The organism is Curvibacter microcysteis, from assembly GCF_028649455.1.
Taxonomy (GTDB): Bacteria; Pseudomonadota; Gammaproteobacteria; order Burkholderiales; family Burkholderiaceae_C; genus Curvibacter; species Curvibacter microcysteis.
On the sequence record NZ_JAQSIO010000011.1, the window covers coordinates 66,436 to 86,191 of the forward strand.

At 64.3% G+C, this 19,756-nt stretch carries 16 protein-coding genes; 11 read left to right on the top strand and 5 right to left on the bottom strand.

Features of this window, described 5'->3' with window-relative positions:
- Positions 1-9 precede the first annotated feature (9 nt).
- On the top strand, positions 10-3,237 hold the full coding sequence (locus PSQ39_RS20090; RefSeq protein ID WP_273929185.1) for an EAL domain-containing protein: 3,228 nt from the start codon (positions 10-12) through the stop codon (positions 3,235-3,237).
- 20 nt (positions 3,238-3,257) lie between these two features.
- Here PSQ39_RS20090 and PSQ39_RS20095 read toward each other — a convergent pair whose 3' ends face one another.
- Positions 3,258-4,190 (bottom strand): LysR substrate-binding domain-containing protein, encoded by a 933-nt coding sequence (locus tag PSQ39_RS20095; protein WP_273929187.1) that lies wholly within the window; start codon positions 4,188-4,190, stop codon positions 3,258-3,260.
- A gap of 258 nt (positions 4,191-4,448) precedes the next feature.
- On the opposite strand from PSQ39_RS20095, the gene PSQ39_RS20100 reads away from it, so the two are divergent.
- Both PSQ39_RS20100 and PSQ39_RS20105 read left to right on the top strand, forming a co-directional pair.
- Complete coding sequence (locus PSQ39_RS20100) at positions 4,449-5,168, top strand: isochorismatase family protein (RefSeq protein ID WP_273929189.1); 720 nt, start codon at positions 4,449-4,451, stop codon at positions 5,166-5,168.
- Between the two features lie 94 nt (positions 5,169-5,262).
- On the top strand, positions 5,263-6,147 hold the full coding sequence (locus PSQ39_RS20105; protein WP_273929191.1) for a pirin family protein: 885 nt from the start codon (positions 5,263-5,265) through the stop codon (positions 6,145-6,147).
- A gap of 21 nt (positions 6,148-6,168) precedes the next feature.
- On the opposite strand, the gene mltB is transcribed toward PSQ39_RS20105, so the two are convergent.
- From mltB to PSQ39_RS20125, 4 genes are read right to left on the bottom strand one after another with little or no spacing between them, the layout of a single operon-like run.
- Complete coding sequence (gene mltB / locus PSQ39_RS20110) at positions 6,169-7,299, bottom strand: lytic murein transglycosylase B (protein WP_273929193.1); 1,131 nt, start codon at positions 7,297-7,299, stop codon at positions 6,169-6,171.
- Between the two features lie 19 nt (positions 7,300-7,318).
- Complete coding sequence (locus PSQ39_RS20115; protein WP_273929195.1) at positions 7,319-9,337, bottom strand: transglutaminase family protein; 2,019 nt, start codon at positions 9,335-9,337, stop codon at positions 7,319-7,321.
- A gap of 14 nt (positions 9,338-9,351) precedes the next feature.
- Positions 9,352-10,353, bottom strand: coding sequence for a DUF58 domain-containing protein (locus PSQ39_RS20120; RefSeq protein ID WP_273929197.1), 1,002 nt, complete (start codon positions 10,351-10,353; stop codon positions 9,352-9,354).
- Positions 10,350-11,270 carry an AAA family ATPase gene (locus PSQ39_RS20125; RefSeq protein ID WP_273929199.1) on the bottom strand — a complete coding sequence of 307 codons (921 nt, stop codon included), beginning with the start codon at positions 11,268-11,270 and terminating at the stop codon, positions 10,350-10,352. Before PSQ39_RS20125 ends, PSQ39_RS20120 begins: the two co-directional genes overlap by 4 nt.
- 31 nt (positions 11,271-11,301) lie before the next feature.
- Here PSQ39_RS20125 and PSQ39_RS20130 point away from each other — a divergent pair, with 31 nt between their 5' ends.
- From PSQ39_RS20130 to PSQ39_RS20165, 8 genes are all read left to right on the top strand, one after another.
- The gene (locus PSQ39_RS20130; protein WP_273929201.1) at positions 11,302-12,267 is read left to right on the top strand and encodes a histone deacetylase family protein; all 966 of its coding nucleotides are present in this window, start codon (positions 11,302-11,304) and stop codon (positions 12,265-12,267) included.
- Positions 12,268-12,278: 11 nt separating this feature from the next.
- Entirely contained in the window at positions 12,279-13,142 is an 864-nt protein-coding gene (locus PSQ39_RS20135) for an enoyl-CoA hydratase (RefSeq protein WP_273929204.1), read from the top strand.
- Positions 13,114-14,409 (top strand): mechanosensitive ion channel family protein, encoded by a 1,296-nt coding sequence (locus PSQ39_RS20140; protein WP_273929206.1) that lies wholly within the window; start codon positions 13,114-13,116, stop codon positions 14,407-14,409. Before PSQ39_RS20135 ends, PSQ39_RS20140 begins: the two co-directional genes overlap by 29 nt.
- Before the next feature lie 47 nt (positions 14,410-14,456).
- Positions 14,457-14,777: an XRE family transcriptional regulator gene (locus tag PSQ39_RS20145; protein WP_273929209.1), complete on the top strand. Its 321-nt coding sequence runs from the start codon at positions 14,457-14,459 to the stop codon at positions 14,775-14,777.
- A 264-nt stretch (positions 14,778-15,041) separates the two neighbouring features.
- Entirely contained in the window at positions 15,042-15,791 is a 750-nt protein-coding gene (locus tag PSQ39_RS20150; protein ID WP_273929211.1) for an electron transfer flavoprotein subunit beta/FixA family protein, read from the top strand.
- A 2-nt stretch (positions 15,792-15,793) separates the two neighbouring features.
- Complete coding sequence (locus PSQ39_RS20155; RefSeq protein WP_273929213.1) at positions 15,794-16,726, top strand: electron transfer flavoprotein subunit alpha/FixB family protein; 933 nt, start codon at positions 15,794-15,796, stop codon at positions 16,724-16,726.
- Positions 16,727-16,805: 79 nt separating this feature from the next.
- Positions 16,806-18,596: an acyl-CoA dehydrogenase gene (locus PSQ39_RS20160; protein ID WP_273929215.1), complete on the top strand. Its 1,791-nt coding sequence runs from the start codon at positions 16,806-16,808 to the stop codon at positions 18,594-18,596.
- 88 nt (positions 18,597-18,684) lie between these two features.
- Entirely contained in the window at positions 18,685-19,665 is a 981-nt protein-coding gene (locus PSQ39_RS20165; RefSeq protein WP_273929216.1) for an NAD(P)H-dependent flavin oxidoreductase, read from the top strand.
- Positions 19,666-19,756 lie beyond the last annotated feature (91 nt).

The window sequence follows — 19,756 nt, forward strand, 5'->3', positions numbered from 1 at the left end:
GGTTCCCGCATGAGCCACCGGACCTGGCGTTGGTTCAGCCCCTTGGTGGCGTGGTTGGGGCGCCTGAGCGTGGGGCGCAAGCTCACCCTGATTTACCTGCTCGATCTGACCGCCGTCATCTACGTGTCGGGCATTCTGATTCACGAGAAGTACCTGGCGATTGATTTTGCGCGCAAGGAAATCGTGGGCATGCAGTACAGCGCGCGGGTGCATGATTTGTTGCTGCCGCCTTTTCGGGCCAGTGCCTCGCTGGCGCCGGTGCCCCAGGAGGCCTTGCAGCGCATGCAAGCCATGCGTGATCTGCACGACGAAGACCTGGGCGCCGTTGAGGCCAGCACCGCCTGGCTGAACACCCTGCGCCAGTTGCAAGACATGCCGGCAGGCCCCCAGCGCCTGGGGGCTTTGACCCTGCTGGCGCGGCAGGGGCGAGATTTGCTCACCACCGTGGGCAATCAATCCAATTTGATTCTGGACCCCGACCTGGACAGCTACTACGCCATGTCCTTGGGTGTCTTGCGCTTTCCGGAGCTGCTCGAAATCCTTCACGACACCAGCCGCACGCTGGAGGGCCTGACGCCCGGCGATTTGCGCCGCAGCGCGCGGCGCACCGAGATGCTGATTCTGGCGGGGCGCATGGATGCGCTCATCCAAGGCATCGAGTCCGATTACCAGCAAGCCATGGCGGCGGGCAAGCCGGCTTTGCGAGAGGCTTTGCTGCCTGGCAAAAAGGCGCTCAATATCAGTTTGCTGGGCTTGCTGGGCTCGGTGCGCAGCCTGTCTGAGGACAGTGCCTCCGCGCTCACGCTGGAGGCTGCACGGCATGCCCACAGCCAGGCTTTGCAGGAGTTGGATGAATCTTGGCACCAAGCACTGGACAGCTTGCACGGCTTGCTCAGCCAGCGCGTGGACAACCTGTTTGGGCGCATGTGGGTGCACCTGGGCACGGCGCTCTTGCTGCTGGGCTGCATCTTGAGCCTGGTCTACGCGGTGGCCCAGTTGATCGCCCGTCCTCTGCGGGGCTTGGCCTTGGTGGCCGACGAGGTGCGCCGCACTGGCGATCACAGCCGGCGTGCTGACTGGCAAAGCAGCGATGAAATTGGCCAGTTGGTCACCGCGTTCAACGGCATGCTGGCCCAGCTCGACCGGGAGCGTCTGGCGCAGCAGGAGTTGGCGGCCAGTGCGCGTGCCGCGCAAACCCAGCAGGAAATGGTGGAGGCCATCCCCATCGCGATGGTGGTCACGTCGGTGCCCGAGCATCTGGTGCTGCACGCCAACGCCCCGGCCTTGCCCTGGCTGGCAGGGCGCAGCGATGACCCCTGGCGCAGCGGGCTGGAGCCGGGCGTGCGAGCGCGCTTTTTTCAGCGCCTGGCAGACCAAGGTGCCGTGGACGAGTTTGAGGTGCGTTGGCTCGGGGGCGAGTCGCCTTCCTGGGCCGTGCTCTCGGCGCGCCGTTTGCAGTTTCAGGGCCAGGATGCGGTGCTGACGTCCTTCACGCCCATCAACATGCTCAAGCTGATGGAGCAGCGCCTGGAGTTGTGGTCCAAGGTGTTCGAGGCCTCGTCCGAGGGCATTCTCATCATGGATGCCAATCAGCGCATCCTGAGCGTCAATCGGGCCTTCTGCCGCAGCACCTCGTACGACTTTTATGAGGTCATTGGCGAGCAGCTCAGTCTGCTCATCGATGGTGGCGAGGGGCTGCAGATTCCGCCGTCCTTGCAAGTGGCCTTGGCCGACCGCGAGGCTTGGCAGGGGGAGGTGCACTTCCGCAAGCGCTCTGGTGAAAGCTACCCCGCCTGGTTGATGATCTCGGCCGTGCGAGACGCCACCCGCCAAGGCGATGTGTCGCACTACATCGGCATCTCGGTGGACATCACTGACCGCAAGCGCACCGAGGCTCGGGTGCAGTTCCTGGCCGAGCACGATGTGCTGACCGAATTGCCCAACCGCTCCCTGTGTGTGACCCGCCTGCGCGAGGCCATGGCCAGTGCCCAGGCCAATGGCGAGCGTGTGGCGGTGTTGTTCATCGACCTCGACCGCTTCAAGAACATCAATGACTCCTTGGGGCACCACATCGGCGACGGCCTGCTGCGCTCGGTGGCGGCCCGCTTGAACCAATCGGTGCGGGCTGGCGATACCGTCAGTCGCCTGGGGGGCGACGAGTTCGTGGTCATCATGCGCAAGGTGAGCGATCCGGATGAAGTGCGCTCGGTGGTGGAGCGGCGCCTGATTCCGCAAATTCGCCAGACCCACTACATCGAAGGCCACAACCTGCAGGTCTCTTGCAGCGTGGGCGTGGCGGTCTACCCCGACGACAGCAGCGACCTGGACGAATTGATGCGCCAGGCCGACGCCGCCATGTACGAGGCCAAGTCCGCTGGGCGTGACACGGCGCGCTTCTTCACGGTCGAGATAGACCAGAACACCCGCGAGCGCCAGGTTTTGGAGCAGTACCTGCGCGTGGCCTTGGCCAACCAGGAAATGTCGGTGTACTACCAGCCGAGGGTGGATGCACGCACGCTTCAGGTGGTGGGCTTGGAGGCTTTGCTGCGGTGGCACCACCCGGTGCTGGGCGCGGTGTCGCCAGCGCGTTTCATCCCGGTGGCCGAGGAAACAGGGCTGATCCACCCGATTGGCCAATGGGTGATTCAGCAGGCCTGCGAGCAAATGGACCGCTGGCGCCGGTCTGGCTTGCCGCCGCTGGTGGTGTCGGTCAATCTCTCGGCCGCGCAAATGTCCGATCCAGGTTTGGTCAGCCATTTGCAATCCTGTTTGCGAGCCAACCGCATCGAGCCCGCGCGGCTGGAGCTGGAGATCACGGAGTCGCAGATCATGGACAACGCCGTGGCCTCCGAGGCCCTGCTGCAGACCTTCAAATCCTTGGGGGTGCAGCTGTCCATCGACGACTTCGGCACCGGCTACTCGAGCCTGGCCTACCTGAAACGCTACCCCATCGACAAGCTCAAGATCGATCAGTCTTTTGTGCGCGATTTGTTGACCGACCCGGCCGACCTGTCGATCACCCGCGCCATCATTGCGATGGGGCACAACCTGGGACTGATCGTGGTGGCCGAGGGCGTGGAAACCGCCGAAGCCAGTGAGCAACTCAAAGCGTTGGGTTGTGATGAATTGCAAGGCTTTTTCTTTGCGCGCCCCATGCCGGCTGCCCAGTTGGAGCCTTGGCTGCGGGAGCGCCAAGCCCCTCTGGAGCGGCGCCGCCCTGTGGTCAGCAGCCGCTGAGCGACGGCCCCCTGAAGGCCTCAGACCCCTTCCATCAGCGGGGGCAGTGCTTGTTTGAGAAATTCAATCAAGGCGCGAGCCGCCGCCGACAGGCCGCGCCGGCTCGGGAACAAGACCACCAAATGCCCTGCTTGGGGCTTCCAAGCTGGCAGCACAGTGCACAACCGGCCAGCGTGCAGGTCATCTCGGCACACATACAGCGGCAGACCGCACACCCCCAAGCCGGCCAGAGCGGCTTGCCTTAACACCGACAGGTTGTCGCTTTGCAGGCGGATGGCGATGGGCAGGGCCTCGATCTGCCCTGTTGCGCCGATCAGGCGCATCTGTGCTTCTGCGGGTTTGCGTTGGGGGCCATACAGCAAGGTGTCTGCCGCCGACAGGCTGGCCAGGGTGTCGAGCGGTCCACGCTTTTGCAGGTAGTCCGGGCTGCAGACCAGGGCCCATGGCGCGGTGCAGACACAGGCTTGCACCAGGCTCGACGAGTGGAACCAAGGCTCCACGCCAACCCCCCGAACCACGACGTCGATTTGCTCCTCGATCAGGTCCAGGCTGCGGTTGGTGGCCAGGACTTCCAGTTGCACCTCCGGGCATTGGGTCATGAAGCGGGGCAGCACCTCGCTGGCCATCAGTTCAGCCAGCGCCAGGGGCAGGCTCAGCCGCACCTTGCCCACGGGGCGCTCGAGCCGATGCCGCAAGGCCTCAACACCCGCGTGGGCCTCTTCGACCATGGCCAGGCAATGGGCGTGCAGCACCTGACCAGCCTCGGTCAGGCTCAACCGGCGTGAATTCCGGTTCAACAAACGCGTGTTCAGCTGGGTTTCCAGGTGAGCCACACGCCGAGAAATGCGCGACTTCGGGATGCCCAGGGCCTCACCCGCGGCGGTGAAGCCGCGCTTTTCGACGACTTGGCTGAACAGGAACAGGTCATTCCATTCGATGGCGGGATCCAGCATGGGGGGCTTTCTGCGTCGTGGGGAGGAGGGGGCTTCTTTGTATCGTTCTTCTCATGGAACGATGGGTTGCACTCTGGGGTATTTATCGCATTTTTAGGCGGTGGCACATTATGTTTTTATTAATTTGAACTGAGGAAATATCGGAATTCTCTGAATATTTCAAATTAAAAGTCATGTAACCAATTGGAAACCGCCATGCCAGATCACCCTGTTTTCCGACGCCACTTCCTGCGGTCCAGCACGCTCGGAGTGGCCGCTATGTCCCCTTTGGCGGCCAGCCTGGCCGCCAGTGCCCCATCGGGCCCCAGCCCTGCCGCTGCTTCTTCCACCCATGAGCCTTCGACCATGACCCAGCCTACTTCCAACGCCTTTTTGTCTCTGCTCAAACGCGACACCACCGCCCTGCTGCTGACCGACCACCAAGTGGGCCTCTACACCGGTGTGCGTGACATCACCGTGGGGGACCTCAAGCACAACGTCGTGGCCTTGGCCAAGGCTGCACGCATTTTGGGTGTGCCGGTGATCCTCACGGCCACGATGACCGATGGCATGTGGGGCCCGGTGATTCCGGAGTTGCTGGCCGCCGTGCCGGGCGTGCAGCCCATCGTACGCAGCAAAATCAACGCCTGGGAGGACCCGCGCGTCGCCGCAGCCGTGGCCAAGACGGGGCGGCGCCAGTTGCTGGTGGCCGGCGTGTCGCTGGAAATTTGCGCCACCTATCCGGCCTTGTCAGCTAAGGCAGAAGGCTATGACGCGCGGGTGGTGTTGGACGCCTCGGGCACTTTCAACGAAGCCAAGCGCACGGCTGGCTTGGCACGTTTGGCCGGGGCGGGAATCCCCGTCATGGATTACGCGAGTGCGGCCGTTGAGATGCTTGGTGACAATGCGGATCCCAAGGCCAATGAAATTTATGGTGCACTTGACATGCCCTTCGCCACCTTGGTTTGGCAGGTCACCGAAGGGGCTCGCATGAAATAAGCGTTCTCGCTGACCTCGCTGCCGCCACCGCCTGCAAGGGCCTGGCGGCGTTTGATTTGATCAACCCAGCGGATGTGTACCGCAGGATCCTGAGATGACGAATGAACTGAGTCTGTCCCCCGTGGTGGATGGACGCCCTTTGCGCATCGGCACGGGGTTCACCGCCTTGAATTTGGATGAGGGCCTGTTTGACGGGCGGGTGGATCCGGTGGTGATGCTGGACCACTTTCACATGACGGCGCCCACGTTCGCGCCGCACCCCCATGCGGGCTTGTCGGCCGTGACCTATGTGTTCGAGGACTCGCGCTCGCCCCATGTCAATTACGACTCTTTGGGGCATGACGGCCCCATTCGCCCAGGGGCCTTGCACTGGCTGGCGGCAGGCCGGGGCGCGGTGCACACCGAGCAGCCGGAAGGCGATCAGCCGCATGTGCATGCGCTGCAGATTTTCGTCAACCTCCCATCCGGCCTCAAACAAGGGGTGCCCCGGGTGGTGCACCTGGAGCCGGAGGACGTGCCTGTCTTCGAAGCCCCGGGCTTGCGTGTGCGGGTGGTGCTGGGCGAATCGCAAGGCCTGCGCTCGCCGGCCACCGCAGCGCTGCCTCAGCCCTTCACCTTGCTCGATGCCCGCTTGGACGCGGGCGCCGCGTTGACCCACGCGCTGCCCAATGGCTGGGGCGCCATGGTGTATGTGGTGGCCGGACAATGCACGGTGCAGCCCGAGGCACAGGCCGTGCGCTTGATTCAAGGCCAGGCATTGGGCCTGGCCCTGCCGCGCGAGGCGGCGCTCGCGCAGGCGCCCCTGGTTTTGCAAGCCGGCAGCGGAGGGCCTGCGCGTGTGGTGCTGCTCAGCGGTTGGTCGCTGCGCGAGCCCTTGGTCAAGCAGGGGCCGTTTGTGATGAACACAGCCGAGCAAATGCAGCAGGCCATCGCCGACTACCAGCAAGGCCACTTTGGAACCTTCCTCTGGCCCCGCTGAGGTCCAGTCAGCGCGTCGAACTCAGCGTGGCAGGGCTTGGGCCACGGCCTGGCCCAGCTCGATCACCGCCATGGCGTAGTAGCTGGACCAGTTGTAGCGGGTGATCACATAGAAGTTCTCTGTGCCCGCCACGTAGCTGGGCTCGGCGCCGCCGTTTTGCAGCTCGACCAAGGCCAACTGACCCGGATGCCGCTGGCCCGCCTCGCTGAGCAGGCCGCCCTTGGCGCTGAAGCTGGCCACACTGAAGGTGGGCAGGATGTCGGGCAGCAGCAAGGCTTCTTTGTCTTGCGCCGAGCCTTCCAGGCGCACTGGGTAGTGGGTGGGCAGGCCGGTTTGCCAGCCATAGCCCTTGAAGTAGTTGGCCACCGAGCCAATCGCGTCTTCGGGGCTGTTGAACAGATCGATCTTGCCGTCGCCGTCGAAATCCACCGCGTACTTGACCCAGCTGCTGGGCATGAACTGCGGCTGGCCCATGGCGCCGGCGTAACTGCCTCGTGGCAACAAGGGGTCGGACCCCGCGCGCTGGTGGTAGCTCAGAAACTGCTCCAGTTCTGAGCGAAAGTAGGCCTGTCGCTCGGTCGCGCGGGGGTGGGCGGCCGGGAAGTCAAACGCCAAGGTCGCCAGGGCGTCGATTACGCGGTAGGTCCCCATTTGTTGGCCGTAAATGGTTTCCACGCCCAGGATGCCCACGATGATGGCGGCGGGTACGCCATAGCTTTGCTCGGCACGCTCCAGGGTGGCGCGGTGCTGCTGCCAAAAGCGCAGGCCGGCCCCGATGCGGATGGGTTCGACAAACCGTGACCGGTAGGCCTGCCAGTTTTTGGCTGTGGGGCTGCTGGGGGGCAGCATCAGCTTGGGCACACCGGGCAGGAGCCGCGCCTGGCTCAGGGCATGGCGCAAGTCGTCGCGGTTCAGCTGGCGGCGCTCGGCCAGGTCATCGGCAAAGGCCATCGCGTCGGCACGGTGGCCGTAGGGCAGGGTGCCTTGCACGGGCTGTGAGTTTTTCTTGCTGACCTTTTTCGCCGCTGGCCGGGGGCTGTGGGTTGAGGTCTGCTTTTTGGCCGCAGGGTGGGCCGCTGGACTGGCGTGGGCCCAGGCGGGCAGGAGGCTGGCGGCCAGCCACAGGGGGGCCATTCGTATCAAGGCGTGCATGCGAGCATTGTCGCCGCTGTCAGGCGGTGGTCGAGCGCAGCAAGGGCTTGAGTTGGCGCTTCAAAGCGCTCAGCGTTGGCGCTGCAGGCTGTGTGGTGGTGCGGGTCTGGGGGGCCTGTGCGGCATAGCGCAGGGCTTCCAACTGAAGCAGCCAATCGTGCAGCGGGCGCCCCGACTCGCCCCTTGCGGCCAGCACGGCCCGGGCCAAGGTCCTTGGTGGGGCCTGGGCTGGGACGGGCAGGCCTTGGTGTTTCAGTCCGTCATGCACTTGGCCCATAAGCCGCAGCCAAGGGTCTTGTCGCTGGCGTTGCCAGGTGACCCAGGCCAGGCTGGCCAGGGCGCTCAGGCCCAGGCCGCCGCCAAGCACCTGAATCAGGTCTTCCCAACTGGGCGACTCAAAACCCAGTTGGCGCAGCAGGTCAAACTGGCGGCTTTGGGTGTAGCCCAGCACCCATTGGTTCCATCGGTTGTTACCCGCATCCCACAGGCTGCGCAGGGTTTGCAGCAGTCCGGGGCTGACCTGGCCCAGGGCGCTGCCGACCAGTCCGCGCGGGGCTTGCAGCCGTTGCAGGCTCCCGATGCGGCCCGGCGATACCGCCCCGGTGGGGTCGACCCGCACCCAGCCCTGGCCCGCTTGCCAAATCTCGGCCCAGGCGTGGGCGTCGCTTTGCCGCACCACCCAGTAGCCGTCCAGGGCGTTGCGTTCGCCGCCTTGGTAGCCGGTCACCAGCCGCGCCGGCACATCCAGCGCCCGCATCAGCACCACATACGCTGACGCGATGTGCTCACAAAACCCGGCTTTGCGGTCGAACCAGAATTCGTCCGCCGTGTGTTCGCCATATTCGCCGGGCTCCAGTGTGTAGACATAGCCCCCTTGGGCCAGGCGCTGCAGCACCGCAGCGCTCAGTGTCAGGGCGTCGGCCTGGGCCCAGCGCGGGTCGCGCCGCATGTCCATGGCCAGTTGCAGCGTGCGGGGGTTGCGCCCGGCGGGCAGCCGGGTTGCGGCCTCGCGTTGCTGGCCTGTGGTGTTGGCCCCATAGCGGAAGCTGGGGTAGGCCACGGCTTGGTAGCGCAGCAAGTCGTTGACGGGGCGCTGCGTGATCCACTGCAGCTCGGTCGTGATGTAGGCCTCGGTGCCCGGCGCTTTGGGCGCCTCGGGCGTGACGTCCAAGGCCAGCAGCCAGGGGCGGTTGTGTGGCTGCAGGGTGACTTCGTAGCGCAGCGCCGGACCGCTGACCTGCAAGCTGGCCGGCGGGCTGCGGCGGGGCACCTGCCCGCTGAGGTCTTCAGGCGTGCTGGGCTTCCATTCCCGTCCGTCAAAGTCTTGAAACACGGGGCCTCGGAAGTAGAGCTCGCTTTGCAGGGGCTGCTGCTCAAAGCGCACGCGCAAGGCAATGCTGTCGTCCAAGGCCAGGCTGTTGAGCTTGCCGATTTCCATGCGGGTGGACAGGCCACTGCGTCCGCTCAGGGCGTCTGAGGGCAGGCCCCACAAAGGGGCCATGCGTGGGAAAAACAGAAACAGCAGCACCATCACCGGGGCGCCCAGCAAGGTCATGCGCAGGGCCATGCCGGCCGAGGTGGCCAGCGGCGGGCGCCCGACTGGCAAATGGGCATTGATGAGGGCGGTGAGCAGTCCCAGCAGGCCGACCAGCATGGCGGCGGCGATCGGCAGCGACTGCGAAAAGAAGAAGTGGGTGAGCATCGTGAAGAAGCTCAGAAAGAAGATCACGAACGCGTCCCGCCGTGCCCGCAGCTCCAAGGTCTTGAGCGTCAGCAAGGCCACCACCAGGGTGACGCCCGCGTCACGTCCGAGCAGGGTTTTGTGGCTCCACCAGGTGCCCAACATCACCAGCAAAAGCAGCCCGATGCGCCAGCGCTGCGAGGGCAGTGGCCGGCTGTGCCAGGCCAGCCAGCCCCGCCAACCCAAGGCCGTGGCGGCCAGCACCGGGGCCCACAGCGGCAGGTGCTCGGCGTGCGGCAGGATGACCCAGGCCACGACCGCCAGCAAAAAGAGGGTGTCACGGCTTTCGCGTGGCAAAGAAGTCCAGCGGTTCAGCACAGGGCGAGCGCCTCCAGGCAGCGTTGTTGGTGGGACTCGCCTTGGTCGCAGGCAATTTCTTGACCGTGCAGGCGCAATCCGTAGTCCAGGCCCTGCTGCTCAGCCATCAGCACCCAGGCACACAGGCGCGAGAGCTGGGCTTCGAGGGGCAAGCCCCCCAATGCGCGCTGGTCCAGCCACAGTTCGGCGGGCTGCTGGTGTTCGCTGTCGCGGCTGACCAGGGCCTCGGAACCGGTCGCCAGCGCGGTGGCGGCTTTTTTCCAGACCACTTGTTTGAGGCGATCCCCTCGGCGGTAAGCGCGCACGGTGTCGAAGTCCTGCCCGCTGCCCGAGTGGGCGGTGTGGCCGCTGGGCCCGGAGCGCGGTTCACCTGGGGGCAAAGAGGGCGGATTGGCCTCGGGCTGGGGGTAGACCAGCAACTGGGCTGCAGGCCGCCAAACCGCCCAGACCCGGAAGGTGCCCAAGGGGAAGCGGGTCTCCAGGTTCAGCACGGGGGCCGGTTGCAGCCCTCGCGTTGTCGGCAGAAAAGCCAGTTGCAAGGCGCTCTGGCTTTGACCGGGCACATCGACCCAGGCCCAGTCCGACTGACCCGCGAGGCTCATGCCGATGCCGTGGCGTGTGGCGCGGCGGCTGTTGTGCAACTGCACATCCAGGTGCAGCGGCGTGCCGCAAAACTGGGCCGCTGGCGGCAGCAGTTGCAACTGCAGGCCGCGCAGGGTGGCGTGTCCGATGTGCATGCCAGCCAGGGCACAGCCTGCGAGCAAAAAGGTCAGCAAGTAACCCAGGTTGAGCTGGTAGTTCACCGATGCCACCAGCAAGACCAGCAAGGTGGCACACAGCATGAGCCCCGGTCGCGTGGGCAGGATGTAGACGTTGCGCTGGGTCAGGGTGAGCTGGTCACTCAAAGGCAGGCGGGCCTGCCACCATCGCCGCACGCGCTCACGCCACCACCTCAGGGGGTGACGCAGGCTGAAGGGCGGCGGCGCCGGACTCATGGCAGGGGAACCGCTTCCAGCATGGCGCGCACCTGATCCAGAGCGCCCCGGCCGGCTTGTTGGGTGGGCGTCAAACGGTGGGCTGCGGTTTGAGGCAGGATGGCTTGCACATCATCGGGTGCCACATAGTCGCGCCCTGCCAGCAGGGCCTGCGCCTTGGCGGCCCGCAAGATGGCAATGCCCGCCCGCGGCGACAGGCCTTGCACAAACCAGCGTCCACTGCGCGTCGCCGCGAGCAGGTCCTGCAGGTAGTTGAGCAGCGGTTCTGAGGCATGAACCGCCTGCACTTGTTGTTGCAAACTGTGAAGTTCTGCCAAAGTCAGTTGCGATTGCAAGGTGCTCAGCAGGTCGCGGCGGTCTTGTCCGGCCAGCAAGGCCCGCTCGGCCTGGCGGTCGGGGTAGCCCAGAGAAATCCGCATCAAGAAGCGGTCCAGCTGCGACTCGGGCAGCGCGAAGGTGCCCAGTTGGTCGAGTGGATTTTGGGTGGCGATGACAAAGAAAGGCTCCGGCAGGGCGCGGGTAGCCCCTTCCGCGGTGACCTGGCGCTCTTCCATGGCCTCCAGCAGCGCGCTCTGGGTTTTCGGACTGGCGCGGTTGATTTCGTCGGCCAGCAGCACCTGGGCGAACACCGGACCCGGATGGAAGACGAAACCCTCCTGGGCCCGCTCGTAGACGGACACGCCAGTGAGGTCGCTGGGCATGAGGTCGGCCGTGAATTGAACCCGCGAAAACTGCAGGCCGAAACTGCGCGCCAAGGCATGGGCCAAGGTGGTTTTTCCCACCCCTGGGACGTCTTCGATCAACAGGTGACCGCCAGCCAAAAGGCAGGCCACACTGTCTTGCACCTGGGCGGACTTGCCGACAATCACCGTGTTAAGCTGATCCAGCAAGGCCTTGAGTTTTTGTGGTGTGTGCATGGGCCGAGACGTTAGCCGAAAAACGAGAGACATGAGAGCCACTGTGAATAAAACCGGTTACTACACCCATCGTGACTGTTGGAAGCACGAAATGGGGCATGACCACCCTGAATGTCCGGCCCGCCTGGACGCCATCGAAGACCGCCTTTTGATGACCGGGGTCAGCGACGCCTTGGAGCGCCGCGAGGCCCCCACCGCCGCGCTGGCCGACATCGAACTGGCCCACGACCGCATGCACATTGCGGCCCTGCGGGGGCTGACCGACCGCCTGGTCGACGAGATCGCAGCCGGTGGTCCCCCGCACGCCCAACTGGACCAGGACACCAGCATCAACGCCTACACGTGGCAGGCGGCTTTGCGAGCCGCTGGTGCCGCTCTGGCCGCCACCGACGCCGTCATGGCCGGTGAGCTGGAGAATGCGTTTTGCTCGGTACGCCCCCCTGGCCACCACGCTTGCCGCGACAAGGCCATGGGCTTTTGTTTTTTCAACAACGTGGCTGTGGCTGCCCGCTACGCGCTGGAGCGTTACCGCCTCAAGCGGGTGGCGGTGGTGGACTTCGATGTGCACCATGGCAACGGTACCGAGAACATCCTCAGCGGTGACCCACGCGCCTTGATGGTGAGCTTCTTTCAACACCCGTTCTACCCTTATTCGGGTGACCAGCAGCCTGCGGCCAACATGCTCAACGTGCCGGTCCCGGCTTACACCCGGGGCATGGAGCTGCGCGAAATCATCGAGATGATGTGGATTCCGCGCCTGGAGGCCTTCAAGCCCGAGATGATCTTCATCAGTGCCGGCTTCGATGCCCACCGTGAAGACGACATGGGGCAAATGGGCCTGACCGAGCAGGACTTCGCGTGGATCACCTTCCGCATCAAGGACATCGCACGCCGCTTCTCCAACGGCCGCATCGTGTCCTGCCTGGAAGGCGGCTACAACCCGCAAGCCCTGGCCCGCAGCGTGGAAGCCCACCTGCGGGTGCTGGCTGACGTCTGAGGCGAAGGGGCATGGAAATCGATCCTGCTCAGCCCCTCGCGTCAGCGCCCGCGCCCGCTTGGCTGCGCGTCGAGCGCGACCCCCGGGGCGTGCTCACCCTGACCTTGCAACAGGCTCAGCGCTTCAATGTGCTGAGCCAAGCCATGCTGCAGGCGCTGCAAGCCGCGCTGGACCAAGCCGAGCAAGACCCCGGCCTGCGCGTGCTCGTGCTGGCGGCCGAGGGCGCTGCTTTTTGTGCGGGCCACGACCTCAAAGCCATGGCGGCCCCAGGCCTGACCCAGTCCGATCACCTGGCCCTGTTTCAGCAATGCACCCGATTCATGGAGTCCTTGCAACGCCTGCCGGTGCCCGTGGTGGCCCGGGTGCAGGGTCTGGCCACGGCCGCGGGCTGCCAGCTTGTGGCCCAATGCGATCTGGCAGTGGCCAGTACCGAAGCCCGATTTGCCACCAGTGGCATCCGCTATGGTCTGTTCTGTGCGACGCCAGCGGTGCCCTTGTCGCGCAATGTGCCGGCCAAAAAGGCCTTGGAGATGTTGTTCACGGGTGATTTCATCGATGCCCAAGAGGCTTTGGCTCAAGGCTTGGTGAATCGCGTGGCGCCCCCACAGGAACTGGACGCGGTGCTTGCGACTCTGGTAGACAGCTTGTTGGCCAAACCCAAGGCTGCCTTGGCTTGGGGTAAAGCCTTGTTTTACCGTCAGCGTGAAGCGGGGGCGGCCACGGCCTACCAACTGGCAGCGCAGACCATGGCGGTCAACATGATGGACCCAGCGGCCCAAGAAGGGGCGTTGGCATTTTTGCAAAAGCGGGCGCCCGTGTGGCCCCACAGTGGAGAGCGATCAGGCGATGGAGTTTCTGGAGAATTTACAAGCTGAGTTTCGTCATTCGGCCGCCTGGATTGAGGTGGCCTGTGTTTTGGTCAGCCTGGGCGTGGCCTATGTGAGCACTGCCTGGGCCGGGCGCCGCGCGGGCGCCAAGCCAGAGTCGGTTTGGTTTGGTCGCGGCACGCTTGACGGCCTGATGTTCCCTTTGTTGTCCCTGGCCCTGGTCTATGCCGCACGGGTGGTGGTCGGGCACTACCAGTCGGTGTTCATCCTCAAGGCGGCGATTCCTATTTTGGTGTCGCTGGCCGTGATTCGGTTTTTTGCCCGGGTGCTCTCCGCCGCCTTCCCCAGTTCAGGCCCCATGCGCTTGCTGGAGCGCTTGGTGTCTTGGCTGGCTTGGGGCGTGGCAGTGCTGTGGATCACTGGCCTGCTGCCCTCGGTGCTGGCTGAACTGGAAGACATTCACCTCACCTTTGGCAAGACCACCATCACCTTGCGCACCTTGATCGAAGGGGCCATGTCCTCCGGCTTGGTCTTGGTGGTGGCTTTGTGGGTGTCGTCCACGCTGGAGCGCCAGGTGCTGATGCCGTCCATCTCGGACCTGTCCATGCGGCGTGTGGCGGTCAACGCCATGCGGGCCGTGCTGCTTTTGCTGGGCCTGCTGTTTGGCTTGTCGGCCGTCGGTGTGGACTTGACGGCCTTGTCGGTGCTGGGCGGTGCAGTCGGTGTCGGCCTGGGCTTTGGCTTGCAGAAGCTGGCTGCCAACTATGTCAGTGGTTTTGTGATTTTGTTGGAGCGCTCGCTGCGCATTGGCGATAACGTGAGGGTCGACAACTTCGAAGGCCAGATCACCGACATCAAAACCCGCTACACCTTGCTGCGCGCGCCCAACGGCAAAGAGTCCATCGTGCCCAATGAGACCATGGTGGCGCAGCGGGTCGAGAATCTGTCAGCCTTTGACCAGCGCTTCAATCTGACCACCAATGTGGTGGTGGCTTACGACAGCGATGTGCAGGTGGTGCGGCAGGTCTTGCGCGATGCGGCTTTGGCCCAGGAGCGGGTGCTCAAAGACCCAGAGCCGGTGGCTTACCTGCTGAATTTCGCGGCGGATGGTCTGGAGTTCAGTTTGCACTTTTGGATCGCAGACCCGGCCAAAGGCCAAGTCAACATCCGGTCGGAGGTCAATCTGGCCGTTTTGGCAGGTTTGCGGGCAGCCGGGGTAGATTTGCCTTTCCCTCAGCGGGTCTTGCATGTACAAGGAGTGTCAGTTTCGCCGGTTTTGGACGCATCCCGAACCGCCGTCGGAGGCGCTGCCTGAGTTCAGGCCCCGCCTGTTGTTCAACGAGATGGATCGAGAGGTCGTTCATGGTGGGTTCAGGCATCAGGTTGCGTCAAGAGCGCGAGCGCCTTGGCTTCAGCCAAAGCGACTTCGCCGCCCTGGTTCCGGTGACGCGCAAGACCATGTTCAATTGGGAGTCCGGGGCCGGGCAAGTGGCCTCGGAAGCCCTGGGCGTCTGGGCCGGCGTGGGCCTGGATGTGCTCTATGTGATCACAGGCCAACGCGCCTTGAGTGCTGCAGGCTTGTCTAGCCGGCATTTGAACCTGCTGAGCCTGTTTGACACCGCCGACGAGGCGGGGCGCCTGGCCATCGAGACAGCCGCTGTGCAGGCCCAGGCACGCCGCTGACGTGGGCCCTGGCGTGGGCCTTGTTCACACGCACTCCCCCCCAAAAATCTCCCACTCGTTGTCGCAGGTCTTTCGATCCTAGCCATCTTCTGCCGTTTATAATCAAAAAATAGCACGGTCGTACTTTTTTGTGCTCATGCAACCCTGAGTTCGGCGTCTCAAAGACGAGCTTGGTGGGGCTTTTGAAAACTCGGGACGTAGCCGCATAGAATCATCTGGTTTACGTGCACGTCAATTCAACTACTCAATTTTGGAGCCGCAGCAATGAAGGTTTTGGTCCCCGTCAAACGTGTGGTGGACTACAACGTGAAGGTCCGGGTGAAGTCGGACAACACGGGTGTGGACATCGCCAACGTCAAGATGAGCATGAACCCCTTTGACGAGATTGCCGTCGAAGAAGCGGTGCGCCTGAAAGAAAAAGGCGTGGCCACCGAGGTGATCGCTGTGAGCTGCGGCGTGACCCAGTGCCAAGAGACCTTGCGCACGGCCATGGCCATTGGTGCCGACCGCGCCATCCTGGTCGAGACCGACGCTGAACTGCAGCCCCTGGCCGTGGCCAAGCTGCTCAATGCCCTGGTCGCCAAAGAGCAACCGGGCCTGATCATCCTGGGCAAGCAAGCCATTGACGACGACGCCAACCAAACCGGCCAGATGCTGGCGGCCCTGGCCGACCTGCCGCAAGCCACCTTCGCCAGCAAGGTCGAAGTGGCCGGCGACAAGGTCAACGTCACGCGCGAAATCGACGGCGGTCTGGAAACCCTGAGCCTGTCGATCCCGGCGGTCATCACCACCGACCTGCGCCTGAACGAGCCGCGCTACGTGACGCTGCCCAACATCATGAAGGCCAAGAAGAAGCCGCTGGAGATCGTCAAGCCCGAAGACCTGGGTGTGGACGTCAGCCCGCGCCTGAAGACCCTCAAGGTCAGCGAGCCGCCCAAGCGCGGCGCTGGCATCAAGGTGCCCGACGTGGCCACCCTCGTGAACAAACTGAAAACTGAAGCCAAGGTGATCTGACCATGACCGCACTTGTTATCGCCGAACACGACAACGCGACCCTCAAGGGCGCGACCCTGAACACCGTCACCGCCGCTGTGCAAGCCGGTGGTGATGTGCATGTGCTGATCGCGGGCCACAACGCTGGCGCCGCCGCCGCGGCCGCTGCCCAGATCGCGGGTGTCAGCAAAGTCATCCACGCCGACAGCGAAGCCCTGGGCCACGGCCTGGCCGAGAACGTGGCCGCCCAAGTCCTGGCCATCGCAGGCAACTACAGCCACATCCTGTTCCCGGCCACGGCCGGGGGCAAGAACGCCGCGCCGCGCGTGGCCGCCAAGCTGGACGTGGCGCAGATCAGCGAAATCAGCAAGGTCATCAGCGCCGACACTTTCGAGCGCCCGATCTACGCGGGCAACGCGATCGCCACGGTGCAAAGCACGGACGCCACCAAGGTGATCACGGTGCGGGGCACGGGCTTTGACGCGGCAGCGGCCACGGGTGGCAGTGCCGCCATCGAGACCATCGCAGCCCAAGCCGACAGCGGCAAGAGCGCGTTTGTGGGCAGCGAGATCGCCAAGAGCGACCGCCCCGAGCTGACGGCGGCCAAGATCATCGTGTCGGGTGGCCGGGCCTTGGGCAGCGCTGAGAAGTTCAATGAAGTGATCACGCCGCTGGCCGACAAGCTGGGTGCGGCCATTGGGGCCAGCCGTGCGGCGGTGGACGCGGGCTACGCGGCCAACGACCTGCAGGTGGGGCAGACGGGCAAGATTGTGGCGCCGAGCCTGTACGTGGCGTGCGGCATCTCGGGCGCGATCCAGCACTTGGCGGGGATGAAGGATTCGAAGGTGATCGTGGCGATCAACAAGGACCCGGAAGCGCCGATCTTCAGCGTGGCCGACTACGGCCTGGAAGCGGACCTGTTCGCGGCCGTGCCGGAACTGGTGGGCGCGCTCTAAGCGGCGCGGCCCCCCCATCCAGCAGAGACAGCCCCCAGGCATCGTTCGCGATGCCTTTTTCATATCTGGAGACATCAACATGAGCTACACCGCCCCCCTGAAGGACATGCTGTTCAACATCGAGCACCTGGCTGGTATCGATCAAGTGGCCAGCATCCCTGGTTTTGAAGACGCCGGTCTGGAAACGGCCCAAGCCGTGCTTGAAGAGTGCGCCAAGCTCAACGAAGGCGTGATTGCCCCGTTGAACTGGGAAGGCGACAAGAACCCTTCGAGCTGGAAAGACGGCGTGGTCACCACCACCCCCGGCTTCAAAGACGCCTTCAAGCAGTACGCCGAGGGCGGCTGGCAAGGTCTACAACACCCGGTGGACTTTGGCGGCCAAGGCCTGCCCAAGACCATTGGTGCGGCCTGCACCGAAATCCTCAACTCGGCCAACATGAGCTTCGCGCTGTGCCCGCTGCTCACCGATGGCGCCATCGAAGCCCTGCTGACTGCGGGCAGCGATGAACTCAAGGCGATCTACCTCGAAAAGCTGGTGTCGGGCCAATGGACCGGCACCATGAACCTGACCGAGCCCCAGGCGGGCTCTGACCTGTCGCTGGTGCGCACCCGAGCCGAGCCGCAGCCTGATGGCAGCTACAAGGTGTTTGGCACCAAGATCTTCATCACCTACGGTGAGCACGACATGGCCGAGAACATCGTGCATTTGGTGCTGGCCCGCGTGCAGGGTGCGCCCGAGGGCGTGAAGGGCATCAGCCTGTTCGTCGTGCCCAAGTTCCTGGTCAATGGCGACGGCAGCCTGGGCGCGCGCAACGATGTGCATTGCGTCAGCATCGAGCACAAGATGGGCATCAAGGCCAGCCCCACGGCGGTGCTGCAGTTTGGCGACCATGGCGGTGCCGTGGGCTACCTGGTCGGCCAGGAGAACCGCGGCCTCGAGTACATGTTCATCATGATGAACGCAGCCCGCTACGCCGTCGGGGTGCAAGGCATTGCGGTGGCCGAGCGCGCCTACCAAAAAGCCGTGCAGTACGCCAAGGACCGCGTGCAAAGCCGCCCGGTGGACGGCAGCATCAACGCCAGCGCCGCCATCATTCACCACCCCGATGTGAAGCGCATGCTGATGACCATGCGCGCCTACACCGAAGGCTGCCGTGCCATGGCCAGCGTGGCCGCGGCCGCGTATGACGCGGCGCACCACCACCCCGACGCCGACACGCGCAAGCAAAACGCGGCCTTCTATGAATTCATGGTGCCCCTGGTCAAGGGCTACAGCACCGAGATGAGCCTGGAAGTGACCTCGCTGGGCGTGCAGGTACACGGTGGCATGGGCTTCATCGAAGAAACGGGCGCGGCCCAGTACTACCGTGACGCCAAGATCCTGACCATTTACGAAGGCACGACCGCCATCCAAGCCAATGACTTGGTTGGTCGCAAGACGGCACGCGATGGTGGCCAGACCGCCAAGGGCATTGCCGCCCAGGTGGAGCAGACCGAGGCCGCCTTGCGCGCCAGCGGCAGCGACACGGCCGCTGTGGTGGCCAAGCGCCTGCAAGCGGCCCGCCTGGCCTTCATCGACGTGGTGGACTTTGTGGCCGGCAACACCAAGGCGTCGCCCAATGCAGTGTTCGCCGGCTCGGTGCCCTACCTGATGTTGGCCGGCAACCTGGTCGCTGGCTGGCAGCTCGGACGTGCTCTGTTGGTGGCCCAGGACCAGCTGGCCCAAGGCCAGGACGAGGCCTTCATGCGCAGCAAGATTGCTACCGCCCGCTTTTATGCCGACCACCTGCTGAGCAAGGCCCCGGGCCTGCGCGACAGCATTGTGGATGGTGCGGACAGCGTGAACGCGCTGGCTCCCGAGGCTTTCTGACCCGCACCCGCTGGCCCTGTCCCGGGATGGACAGGGTGAGCGGGCGCTCTTGAACAAAAATCCACCTCAAACCCATCGAGGAGACACCATGTCGAAATTGCCCCCAGCGCTGGCCAACCGGCCCTTCCCGGTCATTGGCTCGCCGCTGTTCATCATCAGCAACCCCAAGCTCGTCATCGAGCAATGCAAGGCCGGTGTCATTGGCTCCATGCCCGCCCTGAATGCCCGCCCTGCGGCCCAGTTGGACGAGTGGCTGGCCGAAATCACCGAGGCCCTGGCTGCGCACAACCAGGCCAACCCCGACAACCCGGCAGCGCCCTTTGCCATCAACCAGATCGTGCACAAGAGCAACGACCGCCTCGACCACGACATCGAGATGGTCATCAAGTACAAAGTGCCAGTGATCATCAACTCGCTGGGCGCCCGCACCGACGTGAACGACGCCATCCACAGCTATGGCGGCGTGGTGCTGCACGACATCATCAACAACGCCTTCGCCCACAAGGCCATTGAAAAGGGCGCTGACGGTTTGATCGCGGTGGCTGCAGGTGCTGGCGGCCATGCAGGCACCAAGAGCCCGTTCGCGCTGATTCAAGAGATTCGCCAATGGTTCGACGGTCCCCTGGCGCTGTCGGGCTCGATCGCCTCGGGCGGCGCCATCCTCGCCGCTCAAGCCATGGGGGCGGACTTTGCCTACATGGGCTCGGCTTTCATCGCCACCGAGGAGGCTCGCGCCGCCGACGCCTACAAGCAGGCCATCGTGGACAGCAATTCGGACGACATCGTCTACAGCAACCTGTTTACCGGCGTGCATGGCAACTACCTCAAGCCCAGCATCCGCGCCGCCGGCCTGGACCCGGACAACCTGCCCGAGAGCGACCCCTCCAAGATGAACTTTGGCGGCGACGCCAAGAAGGCCTGGAAAGACATCTGGGGCTGCGGTCAAGGCATTGGTGCCATCAACAAGGTGCAGACCACGGCGGAACTGGTGGCCCAGCTCAAGCGCGAATACGCCGAAGCCAAAGCCCGCCTGCTGGGGCGGATTCAACCGGTCGATGCAACACACTGATAACTGCGTAAGCAGACGGAGTGTTGCAAATGAAGTATCGGACACGAAACTACTACACCGACAGCCAAAAGGCGCTGATGTGGGACCGCTG